The 14,492-nt window shown below is 48.2% G+C and carries 11 protein-coding genes; 9 read left to right on the forward strand and 2 right to left on the reverse strand.

Going from position 1 to position 14,492, the window contains the following annotated elements; translation table 11 throughout:
- Positions 1 to 7 precede the first annotated feature (7 nt).
- The 4 genes from AWU56_RS05180 (at position 8) to AWU56_RS05195 (ending at position 5,112) form a co-directional block, all read left to right on the forward strand.
- Positions 8 to 1,744, forward strand: coding sequence for a thiamine pyrophosphate-binding protein (locus AWU56_RS05180; RefSeq protein WP_286681938.1), 1,737 nt, complete (start codon positions 8 to 10; stop codon positions 1,742 to 1,744).
- A 78-nt stretch (positions 1,745 to 1,822) separates the two neighbouring features.
- A complete protein-coding gene (gene gloA / locus AWU56_RS05185; protein ID WP_286681939.1) occupies positions 1,823 to 2,263 on the forward strand; it encodes a lactoylglutathione lyase in 441 nt (146 codons plus the stop codon).
- A gap of 73 nt (positions 2,264 to 2,336) precedes the next feature.
- Positions 2,337 to 4,562 carry an NADP-dependent isocitrate dehydrogenase gene (locus tag AWU56_RS05190; RefSeq protein WP_286681940.1) on the forward strand — a complete coding sequence of 742 codons (2,226 nt, stop codon included), beginning with the start codon at positions 2,337 to 2,339 and terminating at the stop codon, positions 4,560 to 4,562.
- A 70-nt stretch (positions 4,563 to 4,632) separates the two neighbouring features.
- Positions 4,633 to 5,112, forward strand: a complete 480-nt coding sequence (locus AWU56_RS05195; protein ID WP_286681941.1) for a hotdog fold domain-containing protein — start codon at positions 4,633 to 4,635, stop codon at positions 5,110 to 5,112.
- Between the two features lie 53 nt (positions 5,113 to 5,165).
- Here the strand turns inward: AWU56_RS05195 and AWU56_RS05200 are convergent, their stop codons facing one another.
- On the reverse strand, positions 5,166 to 6,728 hold the full coding sequence (locus AWU56_RS05200; protein ID WP_006955446.1) for a peptide MFS transporter: 1,563 nt from the start codon (positions 6,726 to 6,728) through the stop codon (positions 5,166 to 5,168).
- 117 nt (positions 6,729 to 6,845) lie between these two features.
- Positions 6,846 to 7,616: a TerC family protein gene (locus AWU56_RS05205; protein WP_286681942.1), complete on the reverse strand. Its 771-nt coding sequence runs from the start codon at positions 7,614 to 7,616 to the stop codon at positions 6,846 to 6,848.
- A 158-nt stretch (positions 7,617 to 7,774) separates the two neighbouring features.
- Between AWU56_RS05205 and AWU56_RS05210 the strand changes: the two genes are divergently transcribed.
- From AWU56_RS05210 to prpF, 5 genes are all read left to right on the forward strand, one after another.
- A complete protein-coding gene (locus AWU56_RS05210) occupies positions 7,775 to 8,458 on the forward strand; it encodes a GntR family transcriptional regulator (protein WP_006955444.1) in 684 nt (227 codons plus the stop codon).
- A 2-nt stretch (positions 8,459 to 8,460) separates the two neighbouring features.
- Complete coding sequence (prpB, locus tag AWU56_RS05215) at positions 8,461 to 9,342, forward strand: methylisocitrate lyase (protein ID WP_006955443.1); 882 nt, start codon at positions 8,461 to 8,463, stop codon at positions 9,340 to 9,342.
- Positions 9,343 to 9,435: 93 nt separating this feature from the next.
- Positions 9,436 to 10,560, forward strand: coding sequence for a bifunctional 2-methylcitrate synthase/citrate synthase (prpC, locus tag AWU56_RS05220; RefSeq protein ID WP_286681943.1), 1,125 nt, complete (start codon positions 9,436 to 9,438; stop codon positions 10,558 to 10,560).
- A 12-nt stretch (positions 10,561 to 10,572) separates the two neighbouring features.
- Complete coding sequence (acnD, locus tag AWU56_RS05225) at positions 10,573 to 13,170, forward strand: Fe/S-dependent 2-methylisocitrate dehydratase AcnD (RefSeq protein WP_006955441.1); 2,598 nt, start codon at positions 10,573 to 10,575, stop codon at positions 13,168 to 13,170.
- A 1-nt stretch (position 13,171) separates the two neighbouring features.
- A complete protein-coding gene (gene prpF / locus AWU56_RS05230) occupies positions 13,172 to 14,353 on the forward strand; it encodes a 2-methylaconitate cis-trans isomerase PrpF (RefSeq protein WP_286681944.1) in 1,182 nt (393 codons plus the stop codon).
- Positions 14,354 to 14,492 lie beyond the last annotated feature (139 nt).

The following is a 14,492-nucleotide window of genomic DNA, read 5'->3' on the forward strand; positions in this document are numbered from 1 at the left end:
AGCGGGTGTGAGAAAAAATGCAGCACAGTTAGCCGTAGCAGCGCTCGAAAAACTCGGGGTGACGCATACGTTTGGTATTCCCGGTGTTCACAACACAGAGTTTTATGATGCGCTGAACGCCAGTGAGCATATTACGCCTGTGTTAGTCACGCACGAGGGGGGCGCCGCGTTTATGGCCGATGGCATGAGTCGCGTTCGGCAAATGCACGAGGGCATTGGTGTACTCGCCATTGTTCCCGCAGCGGGTTTCACTCATGCAGCGAGTGGTATTGGTGAGGCGTATCTTGATGGTGTTCCGATGCTTGTGATTTCGGGTGGGGTGCGCACTGATACCGAGTTTGATTTTGTCTTGCATGGTGTTGACCAGTTGGAACTGGCAAAGGGGATCACCAAAGGCGCGTTTCGTGTTAATCATCAAAATGATGTGACGGATGTATTGTATCAAGCTTACCAACTGGCGACCGAAGGAAAGCCAGGTCCTGTGTTAGTCGAAATCCCTGTCAATTTGCAGCTATTTGATGCAACCGTTGCTCAACCTCAACAGCCGCCTCAGCCCACTACACCGGCTATCGATGAGCAAGCCATTAAACGGGCTGTTGAACTCATATCAGCGGGTAACAGACCCGGACTGTTTGTCGGTTGGGGCGCTCGCCACGCGCAACAGCCACTAATTGATTTAGCAGAATATCTGCAAGCACCGGTGGCGACCACCTTGCAGGGACTGTCGGTTTTTCCTCATGATCATCCACTGCATGTGGGCTTTGGTTTTTCAGCTTCGGCAGTACCCGCAGCGCAAGCAAGCTTCAAAGACTGCGATTTAATGATCGCGATTGGTACACGTTTTGCCGAAATCCCAACAGGCAGTTTCAGCGCGAAAGTGCCCAAAAATCTCATTCATATTGATATCGATGAGTCGGTATTCAACCGTAACTATCCGAGCAAAGTGAGTATCAAAGGAGATGCCACAGAGGTACTGAAGTTGTTAAACAACGCGCTGAGCGGTCAGGCTGCACGAGCCGATAGTGCGTCGCTCAAGGCTACAATTAAGCAGTTAAAACAGGATTATTTCGACGAATGGCGAGCGCATGATAGTCACGAACGCATTAATCCATACGTGTTTTTTACGTCAATTGCCGCACAAATGATGGATGACGCGATCATTGTTTTGGATGATGGAAATCATACGTACTTAGCGGCGGAATTATTGCCCCTAAAAGCCGGCATGACATTATTGACTCCCACTGACTATAACGCGATGGGCTATGCTGTTCCTGCCGCAATCGGCGCAAAGCTGGCACAGCCCGAGCGACAAACCATTGCCATTGTGGGAGATGGTTGTTTTGTTATGACGGGAATGGAGTTGCTGACAGCGCAACAACAGGAGGTTGGCGTTGTTTGTTTTGTATTCAACGACGGCGAACTATCTCAAATCGCGCAAGCGCAGCAAACGCCTTATGCGCGAAAACCCTGTACGGCATTGGTGGGTGCGAAATTTGAAGGCATGGCATTAGCGACCGGAGCGCATTATATTCGTATTGAAACCGAAGCTGAGCTCGATGCGTATATAGCCCAAGCATTCGACGTCGCAGCTAAAGGACAGAGTGTATTGGTTGATGTTAATATTGATTACAGTAAACCCACGCGCTTTACTCAAGGTACGGTAAAGTCAACTTTTAAGCGCTTTCCGACCCGTCAGAAGCTGCGCATTGCTGGTCGAGCGGTGAAGAGAAAACTGTTTGGCTGAAACATTCGCCAAAGGTCGAATCGTGTTGTATTAACGATATGATTAAACTGAAGTAAATACTGTTGTAGGGAGTTAACGTTGAGATATTTACACACCATGGTTCGGGTCGAGGATCTCGACGCGTCATTGCGTTTTTATTGTGACTTGTTGGGCCTTAAAGAAATGTACCGGAAAGAGGTTGAAGCCGGGCGTTTTACATTGGTGTTTCTAGCTGCACCGGAAGACGAAGATGCGGCCAGCGAAAACAAAGCGCCGATGGTGGAGCTGACATATAACTGGGATCCAGAGTCGTATGACGGCGGGCGTAATTTTGGCCATTTAGCCTATGAAGTGGACGATATTTATGCACTGTGCAAAAAGTTACAAGATAACGGTGTGACGATTAACCGTCCGCCACGTGATGGACGCATGGCATTTGTCCGTTCTCCGGATGGCATTTCGATCGAACTACTGCAAAAAGGTGGCGCGCGTGAACCAGAGGCACCTTGGGACACGATGGAAAATACGGGTGAATGGTAATTAGAGGGTAGATCCCGTATAATTCGCCCACAGTTCAACCTATTACGAAGTCTGATAAACGATAGGAATCATTATGTCGAACGACAAATCGAAGATTATTTATACTGAAACGGATGAAGCACCACGTTTAGCTACTTACTCGCTGTTGCCTATCATCCAAAGCTTTACTAAAGCGGCAGGCGTTAAAGTTGAAACGCGTGATATTTCACTTGCAGGTCGTATCATTTCGCAATTCTCTGAGTATCTTACTGAGGAACAGCGCCAGTCAGACGCATTAGCTGAGTTAGGCGAATTAGCGAAGACACCAGAAGCTAACATTATTAAATTGCCGAACATCAGTGCATCTATTCCACAGATGACTGCGTGCATTAAAGAGCTGCAAGCACAAGGCTACAAATTACCTGACTTCCCGTTTGATCCACAGACTGACGAAGAAAAAGATATTCGTGCACGTTATGACCGCGTTAAAGGCAGTGCGGTGAACCCTGTGCTACGTGAAGGTAACTCAGATCGCCGTGCACCGATGGCGGTTAAAAACTTCGCTAAGAAGCATCCCCATCGCATGGGCGCTTGGAGTAAAGACAACCAAGCCCACGTTGCGCACATGGAAGAAGGCGACTTTTACGGATCTGAAAAATCAATGACTTCAAGCCAAGACGATAGCTTTAAAATCGTATTGGAGAGTAACGGTGAGCAAAACGTACTTAAGGACGGTATCAAAGTGCTGGCCGGCGAAGTTGTTGATGCTGCTGTTATGAGCCGCAAGAAGCTACAAGCGTTCTTCGAGAAAGAGACTGTTGCTGCTAAAGAGCAGGGCGTTCTACTGTCATTGCATTTAAAAGCCACCATGATGAAAGTTTCTGACCCGATCATGTTTGGCCACGCGGTGCGTGTTTATTTCAAAGATGTACTTGAAAAACACGCCGATTTAATGAAAGAAATTGAGTTTGATGCCAGCAACGGTATCGGCGATTTGTATTCTAAGCTCGATAAACTGACGGATGAACAGCGTCAGGAAGTCGAGAATGACTTGAATACCGTTTATGCCAAACAGGCTGAGTTAGCAATGGTTAACTCAGACAAAGGTATCACTAACTTACACGTACCAAGCGACGTTATTATTGATGCTTCAATGCCTGCCATGATTCGTGACTCGGGCCAAATGTGGGACCGTGAAGGCGGACAGAAAGAAGCTAAGGCGATGATCCCCGATCGTTGCTATGCGGGTGTTTACCAAGAGACGATTAGCTTCTGCCGTGAAAATGGCGCGTTTGATCCAGCAACCATGGGTACAGTGCCTAATGTTGGTTTGATGGCGCAAAAAGCAGAAGAATATGGTTCGCACGATAAAACCTTCGAAATCCCGGCGGATGGTACGGTAAAAGTATTGAATCAAGCGGGTGATGTAGTATTTGAACACGCGGTTGAAGAAGGCGACATCTGGCGTATGTGTCAGGTTAAAGACGAGCCTATCCGTGACTGGGTAAAGCTTGCCGTTAATCGCTCACGTTTAAGTGGCATGCCTGCCGTATTCTGGCTCGATAAAAACCGTGCCCATGATGCGCAATTGATCAGTAAAGTTGAGGCTTACTTAAAAGAGCACGACACCGATGGTTTGGATATTCAAATCATGTCGCCTGAAGAAGCAACACGCCACACGTTGAAGCGCGTGAAAGAAGGCAAGGATACAATCTCAGTCACGGGTAACGTATTACGTGACTACTTGACTGACTTGTTCCCGATCCTTGAGCTGGGCACTTCTGCGAAAATGCTCTCGATTGTCCCATTGATGAACGGTGGCGGCTTATTCGAAACCGGCGCGGGTGGCTCAGCACCTAAACACGTACAACAGTTTGTGGAAGAGAACCACTTACGTTGGGATTCACTGGGCGAATTCCTTGCGTTGGCGGCTTCACTTGAGCATCTCAGCCGTGCAACCGACAACCGTCGTGCGCAGATTTTGGCTGATGCGCTTGATAATGCGACCGCGAAGTTCTTGGAAGAGAACAAATCGCCTTCGCGTAAAGTGGGTGAGATTGATAACCGCGGCTCGCACTTCTACTTGGCGATGTATTGGGCTGAGTCTCTGGCTAAGCAAACTGAGGACAAAGAGCTTCAAGAGCGCTTTGAGAAACTCGCTGCAGCTATGCAGAAGAACGAGCAAGCCATCATGGACGAATTGAACGGTGTTCAAGGCAAGCAAGTCGAGATCGGTGGTTACTATCAGCCAGACGCTGATAAGGTATCTGCTGCTATGCGCCCATGTTCAGTATTGAACGAGACGCTCGCAAGCTTATAATGAACATAAGGTTGTGATAGAAAGCAGGCTGCGGCCTGCTTTTTTTATGTCTAACTGTTGAGGAACACATGTGAGTGAACAAAATTATCTACTAAAACTAAGAGCACAGTGTTTAAAGCTGCCGTTGGGGGCGCGTATCTTCTCCATGATGTTCGCTCGCAAAGCGCCTTACTTTGCTTCGATAAAGCCGCTAGTCACTGAGCTTGAGCCTAACTTTTGTCAACTGACGTTTAAAAAACGCAAAGCGGTTGAAAATCATATTGGTACCGTACACGCGATTGCTGTATGTAATGGCATGGAAATGGCGATGGGGGCATTAGCTGAGGCGTCCATTCCTAAGCACTTACGTTGGCTGCCTAAGGGGATGCAGGTCAATTACTTGGCCAAGACCAATAGTGATGTGCGCATTGAAGCGAGAGCGACAGAGCAAACATGGCAAGTTGGCGATCAGCCTATCGAAGTCACTGCCTATCGAGACGATGGTACTGTGGTGGCCGCAGGGCATATTACGATTTATGTTTCGGAAAAGCCGGCAAAGCCTAAGTCATAAACCATTAAAAAAGGGGCCGAAGCCCCTTTTTTAATAATGCGATACATCTCACTTTACGGTTTATTGACTGGCTCATTAGCGTCAATAACCGCACCTGGATGATCATCGTTGTCAGCTTCACCGTCGTCTGGTGGCAGCTTTTCCCACTTACGAGTGAAGAAGGCGAGAACGAATACTACCGCACCCACACTGACACCGAATAGGAATATCGTCCAGTAGAGCTCTGGCATGGCTTGAGGGTTTTCAGGATCAAGACCACCTGCTAACAAGCCAGCAATTAAGTTACCCATCGCATAGGTCAGTACGAATACGCCCATTAACTGGCCCGCCATGCGTTTTGGCGACAATTTACTTACGGCACTTAATGCGACAGGGCTCAAGCATAGTTCACCCACGGTGTGAATGAAGTAAACAGCAACTAGCCAGTAAGGCGCGACCTTAAGGCCACTTGCAGCGGCTTGAGAGGCGAAGAACATGACGATAAAGCCGGTTGCCATGATCATCAGACCGATTGCACTCTTAAAGCCGTAAGAAGGGTTAATCATGCGTTTACTGAGGTTAATCCAAAGCGCCGCGAAGAATGGTGACAACGTGACCAGGAAAATTGAATTTAATGATTGGAACCAAGTCGTTGGAATTTCAAAGTCGCCAATCATACGATCGGTTAAGTCACGTGCAAACAAATTAAATGAAGAACCGGCTTGCTCGAAGCCTGCCCAGAACATGGTTGATGCGATACACACGAGGAACAAGGCGCCGAGGCGTTTCATTTCATTGCGTGTCAGTTTACCAAACAGGAAAATACTCAGGTAATACACGAAGAAAATGATAGTAAAGATAACGGCCACGTTGCCAGCTAATACCACTGGATCAATAACAATAATATTGTTTAGCGCTAGATAGGTGACGGTTGCCAGACCCGCCAATAGCAAATAAATTACTGCCCAGCTACGCTTGGCAGCACCTGCGCTCATCGGTTTAGCTGGCTTCTCGCCAACACCCTTTAACTTGGGCTGTGTCAATTTGTATTGAATTAGGCCAAAAGCCATACCTACGGCTGCAGCACCAAAGCCCCAGTGATAACCGGCATTTTCTTGCAAGTAACCGGTAACGAAGTAACCGATAATAGAACCAATGTTGATACCCATGTAGTAAAGGGTATAGCCACCATCACGACGGTCATCATTTGAACTATACAGTTGACCCACCATCGCCGTGATATTCGGTTTGAGAAGACCTGTTCCAAGAACAACGAGGATCATACCGATAAAGAAGCTGGCTTCGCTTGGGATTGCCAGTACGATATGGCCCAGCATGATGATAATGCCACCATACCAGGTTGCGCGTTGGCCACCCAGAAGGCGGTCAGCAATCCAACCACCAGGAAGGCCCATGAAATAAACAGCACCGGTATAAAGACCGTAAATTGCTGTAGCGGAGGCGACGGTAATGGCAAGTCCACCTTCTTGCATTGAGGCGGTCATAAACAGCACGAGCAACGCGCGCATGCCGTAGTAACTCATGCGCTCCCACATTTCGGTAAAGAACAGGGTTTGAAGTCCCCCTGGCTGTCCGAAAAAACTAGCGTCTTTGTCGACAATATTTTTTGGATCCATTTTAATTATCCGTTTGTTATAAAAATTAATGTTGACCCATTCGACTTTGGTCGAAGTCGAAAAAAGTGGTCATACTTTACTAGCCAATGCCCATGATTAAAACCTTTAGCGATGAATTTATTGGTTTTTGGGTTGGCTGTCCCCCGGGATAGACTTTCTCAGCTGTACAGGTTCTGAGGCCCGTTTTTTGGCACGCACGCGGATGTTTAAAAATTCCACCGCAAGTGAGAACGCCATGGCAAAATAGACATACCCTTTAGGCACATGAAAGCCCATCCCCTCGCCAACTAAAGTCATGCCAATTAAAATAAGGAAACTTAAGGCCAACATTTTAATGGTGGGATGTTTGTCGACAAAATCGGAGACCGACTTAGCCGCAATCAGCATGACGCCAACGGATAGAACAACGGCAATCACCATGACCGAAAGGTGATCGGCTAATCCCACCGCGGTTATCACTGAGTCAAGCGAGAACACGATGTCGAGCACAGCAATTTGAACAAGTATGGCAACGAAGTTAGCTTGCACGGGGCTCTGGCCCTCGCTCGACTCGCCTTCAAGCGCATGGTGTATCTCTAAGGTACTTTTGCCAAGTAAGAATAAGCCACCCAGTAGTAAGATCAGATCACGCCCCGAGATTGATTTACCAAGGACGTCGAATAAGGGAGTTGTTAATGACATGACCCAAGTGAGGGAGAATAAAAGCAATAGTCGCGTGCCCATTGCTAATATTAGGCCCAGCGTTCTAGCTCGGTTCCGCTGGCGTTCAGGCAAACGACCAACTAAAATAGAAATGAAAATAATGTTATCAATGCCCAGTACAATTTCTAATGCGGTCAGTGTAGCCAATGCAATCCATGCCTCGGGCATGGCGATCCACTCAAACATAATCTTCTCCGAAATTTGACGTCTTAAATTATAGTGAAGGTCTTCAACTGAAAAGCAATCTTTCCAGTATTGTCGACAATACTTTATAAATATGCTTGTAATATACTTAAATGATCGGGCAGAATAGTAACAACACTTAATTATGTCGACAATTTCATATGGAAGTGCTTTCACCTATTGCCAAACCAGCTGTAACCTCCGCTGACCGGGTTCTTGTTCAGATTCAAAGAGCCGTGGTCGAGGGCGAAATTGCCGCTGGGAGCAAAATTAGCGAGCCTGAGCTTGCTCGTAAATTTAACATCAGCCGTGCACCTCTGCGCGAGGCACTTGCTCGGTTGGAGCGCTGCCATCTCATTGAACGAACGCCAAATGCCGGAGCCCGTGTCGTTCAGCTATCTTATCAAGGACTCATCCATTTATATCAAATTCGTGAAGAATTAGAAGGGTTAGCGTGTCGGTTGGCTGCCGAGTACATGGCAACCGAGGAAATCGAGCAACTTCAGAGTTTGCTTGATCAACACTTGTCGCATCAGCGCGTGCGCGAAGGTGAAAGTTACTATCAAGAAGCGGGCGATTTGGACTTTCATTATCGTGTCATCTTAGGGAGCAAGAATCCCTATCTGATAAATATGCTCTGTGATGAACTTTACTATTTGGTCAGGATGTATCGCGTCCAGATGGGGATGAATGGACCTCGTGTTTCACGCGCCTTTGACGAGCATAAAGCGATTTTGACCGCCATTGGCAATCGTGACGGTGAACTCGCGGACTTATTGATGCGGCGTCATATTAGCGCGTCGCGTAAAAACATCGAAATTAAACTAGCACAACAGGAGAAGTGATAATGAGTAACGGAATCCAAAGTGCGGGCGCAAAACTGCGTCGTGCAATTGAACAAGAAAATCCTTTGCAGATCGTCGGTACGATTAACGCTTACACAGCCATGATGGCTGAAAAAGTGGGCCACAAAGCGCTTTATTTGTCGGGCGCAGGTGTTGCTAATGCCTCTTTTGGTTTACCTGACTTGGGTATGACTTCACTGAATGACGTGTGCGAAGATATTCGCCGTATTACCGGCGCTTCAGACTTGCCATTATTAGTTGATGCCGACACAGGCTGGGGTGGTGCATTCAATATCGCACGCACTGTTAAAGAAATGACGCGTGCAGGTGCAGCGGGTATTCATATTGAAGACCAAGTTGCGCAAAAGCGTTGTGGTCACCGCCCAAATAAAGAGATCGTTACTCAAGCTGAGATGGTTGACCGCGTTAAGGCGGCCGTTGATGCCCGTATTGATGACCAGTTTCTAATTATGGCGCGTACTGACGCGTTACAGCAACAAGGCTTAGATGCTGCCATTGAGCGCGCGCAAGCGTGTGTCGACGTGGGTGCGGATGCGATTTTTGCAGAAGCGGTGCACACACTGGAGCAATATCAAGCCTTTACTGAAGCGCTTGATGTGCCAGTATTGGCTAACATTACCGAATTCGGAGCAACGCCATTGTTCAATAAGCAAGAGCTGGCTGACGTCGGTGTCGATATTGTATTGTATCCGTTGAGCGCATTCCGTGCGATGAACAAAGCAGCGTTAAATGTCTACAATAGTATTCTTGAGAACGGCGATCAGAAAGCGGTTGTTGATGATATGCAAACGCGTGCAGAACTCTATGAGTTCTTGAACTACCATGAGTTCGAAGAAAAACTAGACAACCTATTTAAAAAATAAGCTCGGTAGCTTGCGCCTTGGGCGCAAGAATTGATTATGTAGCTTGCGCCTTAGGCGCAAGTCAATCACAACAAATTAAGAAGGAATAAAACCATGGCAGAGAAAAAACTAGGTGGTGCAGGATTACGCGGCCAATCAGCGGGTGAAACCGCACTATGTACGGTGGGTAAATCAGGTTCTGGCCTCACTTATCGTGGCTATGACATTAAAGAGTTAGCGGAGAAGGTGAGCTTTGAAGAAGTCGCGTATTTGCTAGCGAAGGGTGAATTACCCAATCAAGCTGAATTAGATGCATACCGTAAGCGTCTAAAATCCATGCGCATCCTACCGCAGGAAGTCAAAGACGTACTGGAGCGTATTCCAAAAGAAGCGCATCCGATGGACGTGCTTCGTACAGGTTGCTCAATGTTAGGCAACCTCGAGACTGAAGAAAGCTTCGATGAAGCGGACGATAAAATCGAACGTATGATTGCAACTTTCCCAGGTATGGTGCTGTATTGGTACCGTTTTACACACGATGGCGTGCGTATCGATACTGATTCTGAAGAGCATTCAACAGGTGCCCATTTCCTACGCTTATTGCATGATGAGTCGCCGTCTAAATTACATGCTGACGTGATGAATACGTCGTTAATCTTGTATGCAGAGCACGAGTTTAATGCATCAACCTTCACAGCGCGTGTATGTGCTTCGACACTGTCTGACATCCACTCGTGTGTAACCGGTGCGATCGGTTCATTGCGTGGTCCATTGCACGGCGGAGCCAACGAAGCCGCAATGGAGCTTATCGAGGACATGAAAGATCCAGAAGATGCTGAGAAAACACTCATGGGTATGCTCGAGCGTAAAGAGAAGATCATGGGCTTTGGCCATGCAATTTATCGCGAGTTTGACCCACGCAATGACATTATCAAAGCATGGTCTAAGAAGCTTGCCGAAGAGAATGGCGATTCTCGCTTGTATGATGTTTCTGTGCGCTGTGAAGAAGTCATGTGGCGTGAGAAGAAGCTGTTCCCGAACGCGGACTTTTTCCACGCGTCTGCATACAACTATATGAACATTCCGACAAAACTGTTCACACCTATCTTTGTGATGTCACGTGTGACGGGTTGGACGGCACACGTGAAAGAGCAACGCGCGAACAACCGTATCATTCGTCCTTCGGCGGATTACACCGGCCCAGAAGCGCGTCCAGTACCCGCTATCAGCGAACGATAAGTAGGTGGTGGGATGAGTTCGAATTACCGTAAATCGTTAAAAGGCACCACGCTCGAGTACTTTGATGCTCGAGCGGCGGTGGAAGATATTGAAGCGGGCGCCTACGACAAGCTACCTTACTCGAGCCGAGTCTTTGCCGAGAACTTGGTGCGCCGCTGTGAACCGGAGCTTCTTAAACAGTCACTTGAGCAATTAATTTACCGCAAACGTGAGCATGATTTTCCGTGGTTTCCAGCCCGTGTCGTTTGCCATGATATCTTAGGTCAGACCGCGTTGGTCGATTTAGCGGGGTTGCGTGATGCTATCGCTGAGAAAGGGGGTGATCCGGCAAAAGTGAACCCGGTGGTTCCCACTCAGTTGATTGTTGACCACTCGCTCGCGGTGGAGCATGCAGGCTTTGAAAAGGACGCGTTCGAGAAGAACCGTGCGATTGAAGACCGTCGCAATGATGATCGCTTTCACTTTATTAACTGGACTAAAACTGCGTTTAAAAACGTGGATGTTATCCCTCCGGGGAACGGCATCATGCACCAGATCAATTTGGAGAAGATGTCACCGGTTGTGCAAGTGCGTGACAACGTCGCCTTTGTAGATACCTGCGTAGGCACGGACAGCCACACGCCGATGGTTGATGCCTTGGGTGTTATCTCGGTAGGTGTGGGCGGTCTTGAGGCTGAGAGTGTAATGCTTGGCCGTGCATCTTATCTACGCTTGCCTGATATCGTGGGCGTTGAATTGACTGGTAAGTTACAGCCAGGCATTACCAGCACCGATTTGGTACTCGCATTGACTCAGTTCCTGCGTAAAGAACGTGTGGTTGGTGCTTACCTCGAGTTTTATGGTGAAGGTGCTAAAGCCCTGACGGTCGGCGATCGGGCGACTATCTCTAATATGACGCCAGAATACGGTGCCACGGCAGCGATGTTCTACATTGATGAGCAGACCATTGATTATCTTAAATTAACTGGACGTGATGACGATCAGGTCGAGTTGGTGGAACAATACGCCAAAGAGACTGGGTTATGGGGCGATAGTCTTGAAACCGCAGAATATGAGCGTGTTCTAACGTTTGATTTAAGCCAAGTAAAACGTAACCTAGCGGGGCCGTCAAACCCTCATTCATTGTTGCCCGCTGGCGAGTTGACTGAGCGGGGAGTGGCGAAACATATTGAGTCACCTGAAGATGGAAAAATGCCTGATGGCGCGGTAATTATCGCAGCTATTACGAGCTGTACAAACACCAGTAACCCGCGCAATATGATTGCGGCGGGCTTGATAGCGCGTAACGCCAATAAATTGGGTTTAACGCGTAAGCCATGGGTAAAAAGCTCACTCGCACCGGGCTCTAAGACGGTTAAGATGTACTTAGAAGAAGCGCAATTGTTGCCAGAACTGGAAACACTCGGTTTTGGTGTCGTGGCGTTTGCATGTACTACCTGTAATGGTATGAGTGGTGCACTTGATCCTAAGATCCAACAAGAAATTATCGACCGTGATTTGTTCTCGACAGCAGTGCTATCGGGTAACCGTAACTTTGATGGTCGGATTCACCCTTATGCAAAACAAGCGTTCTTAGCATCACCGCCATTGGTTGTTGCTTATGCGATTGCGGGCACTATGCGCTTTGATATCGAGAAAGACGTGTTGGGCTATGACACTGACGGCAACGCAGTCACGTTAAAAGACATCTGGCCAAGTGACGAGGAAATTGACGCTATCGTTAAATCGAGCGTTAAGCCTGAGCAGTTCCGGAAAGTGTACGATCCGATGTTTAATCTTTCGGTCGATTACGGTGACGATATTAACCCACTCTATGATTGGCGTGAAATGTCGACCTACATCCGTCGGCCCCCGTACTGGGAAGGTGCATTGGCCGCTAAGCCAAGCTTAACAGGGATGCGTCCTTTAGCGGTTCTTGGCGACAACATTACTACGGATCATTTGTCACCTTCGAATGCGATTCTTGCTGACAGTGCAGCCGGTGAATACCTCGCTAAAATGGGCTTGCCAGAAGAAGACTTTAACTCTTATGCGACCCACCGTGGCGATCATTTAACGGCTCAACGTGCAACGTTTGCCAACCCGAAATTGTTTAACGAAATGGTGCGGGATGATGCTGGCAATGTGATTCAAGGTTCGTTGGCACGGATTGAACCTGAGGGTAAAACCGTACGCATGTGGGAAGCGATTGAGCACTATATGACTCAAAAGCAACCATTGATCATCGTGGCAGGTGCTGACTATGGTCAAGGTTCATCGCGCGACTGGGCCGCTAAAGGTGTCCGCTTAGCTGGGGTTGAAGCTATCGTAGCAGAAGGTTTCGAGCGTATTCACCGTACCAACTTAATTGGTATGGGCGTTTTGCCACTGCAGTTTGAAGAGGGCACAACCCGCAAGACGTTAGCACTTGATGGTTCTGAAACCTATGATGTTAAGGGCGAACCGGCTCCTGGTGCGCGACTGAGTTTAATGATTCACCGAGCCAATGGTGAAGATATTGAAGTGCCCGTGATCTGCCGCTTGGATACCAAAGAAGAAGTATCCATTTATTCGGCGGGTGGTGTGCTTCAACGGTTTGCACAAGACTTTCTTGAGGCTGAGGCAAGTTGATATGAAATTTAGGCCACAGTTGAAAATTCCCGCCACCTATATGCGTGGCGGGACTTCAAAAGGTGTATTCTTTAACTTAGCGGACTTACCTGAGGCCGCGCAGCAGCCAGGTAACGTGCGCGATGCACTTCTGATGCGCGTGATTGGCAGCCCCGATCCTTACGCTAAGCATACTGATGGTATGGGCGGCGCGACATCAAGCACCAGTAAAACGGTCATCGTGTCGAAAAGCACGCAACCCAACCATGATGTTGATTACCTATTTGGTCAGGTATCGATTGATACCCCCTTTGTTGACTGGAGCGGTAACTGCGGTAATTTGTCGTCTGCGGTGGGGGCTTTTGCAATAACTCAAGGCCTCGTTGACGCCGATCGCGTACCGGAAAACGGTATCGCTGAAGTCCGTATTTGGCAGGCAAACATTGGCAAAACTATTGTCAATAAGGTACCGATGCAAGACGGACAAGTACAAGAAATGGGTGACTTTGAGCTTGATGGTGTGACGTTTCCAGCGGCTGAAGTCGCGATCGAGTTTATGGATCCCTCCGCCGATGGTGAGCAGATGTTTCCCACCGGAAATCTTGTCGATACATTTGAGGTGCCTGGCGTCGGAACCTTAGAGGCTACCTTTATCAATGCGGGTATTCCTACCGTATTTTTGCGCGCCGAGGCGTTAGGTTATGAAGGAACTGAGTTGCAAGAAGCGATTAATGGTGACGCAGCAGCCTTGACGCGACTCGAGACGATTCGGGCTCATGCCGCGGTTCGCATGGGATTGATCGATCAGGTAGAAGAAGCCGTGCAACGTCAACATACGCCGAAATTAGCCTTTGTAGCACCCGGTAAGACCTACACCGCCTCGAGCGGTAAAGTGATTGAGGCCAGTGATGTTGACTTGCTTGTCCGTGCTATGTCGATGGGTAAACTACATCACGCGATGATGGGAACGGCTGCGGTGGCGATTGGCACAGCCGCTTCTATTCCAGGTACATTAGTAAACCAAGCCGCCGGTGGCGGTGAGCGCACTATGGTCAACTTTGGTCATCCGTCGGGTACGTTGCAAGTCGGTGCTGAAACGCTCCTAAAAGATGGTGAATGGCGTGCTGTCAAAGCCATTATGAGTCGAAGTGCACGTGTGCTTATGGAAGGCTGGGTGAGAGTACCTGCAGAGGTGTTGGATTAATGACCCGCTAATTCATAACGATTGCTGAAAGCGTCCTTTGGGGTAATGCCGATCAGTTAAGAAATTTTCAATGATCGGTTGACCGATCCGGCAGAGTCTTCAAAATCCATAGTCAGAATTTCTGGCTATGGATTTTTTT

The sequence above is a fragment of the Idiomarina sp. T82-3 genome, from assembly GCF_001577655.1.
Lineage (GTDB): Bacteria > Pseudomonadota > Gammaproteobacteria > Enterobacterales > Alteromonadaceae > Idiomarina > Idiomarina baltica.

What these genes read in the sequence shown, in the direction of transcription:
- acnD (WP_006955441.1), top strand. Translation starts at nt 10,573, where the DNA reads ATGAGTTCGAATTACCGTAAATCGTTAAAAGGCACCACGCTCGAGTAC.
- AWU56_RS05190 (WP_286681940.1), top strand. Translation starts at nt 2,337, where the DNA reads ATGTCGAACGACAAATCGAAGATTATTTATACTGAAACGGATGAAGCA.
- prpB (WP_006955443.1), top strand. Translation starts at nt 8,461, where the DNA reads ATGAGTAACGGAATCCAAAGTGCGGGCGCAAAACTGCGTCGTGCAATT.
- AWU56_RS05205 (WP_286681942.1), bottom strand. Translation starts at nt 7,616, where the DNA reads ATGTTTGAGTGGATCGCCATGCCCGAGGCATGGATTGCATTGGCTACA.
- AWU56_RS05200 (WP_006955446.1), bottom strand. Translation starts at nt 6,728, where the DNA reads ATGGATCCAAAAAATATTGTCGACAAAGACGCTAGTTTTTTCGGACAG.
- AWU56_RS05210 (WP_006955444.1), top strand. Translation starts at nt 7,775, where the DNA reads ATGGAAGTGCTTTCACCTATTGCCAAACCAGCTGTAACCTCCGCTGAC.
- prpC (WP_286681943.1), top strand. Translation starts at nt 9,436, where the DNA reads ATGGCAGAGAAAAAACTAGGTGGTGCAGGATTACGCGGCCAATCAGCG.
- prpF (WP_286681944.1), top strand. Translation starts at nt 13,172, where the DNA reads ATGAAATTTAGGCCACAGTTGAAAATTCCCGCCACCTATATGCGTGGC.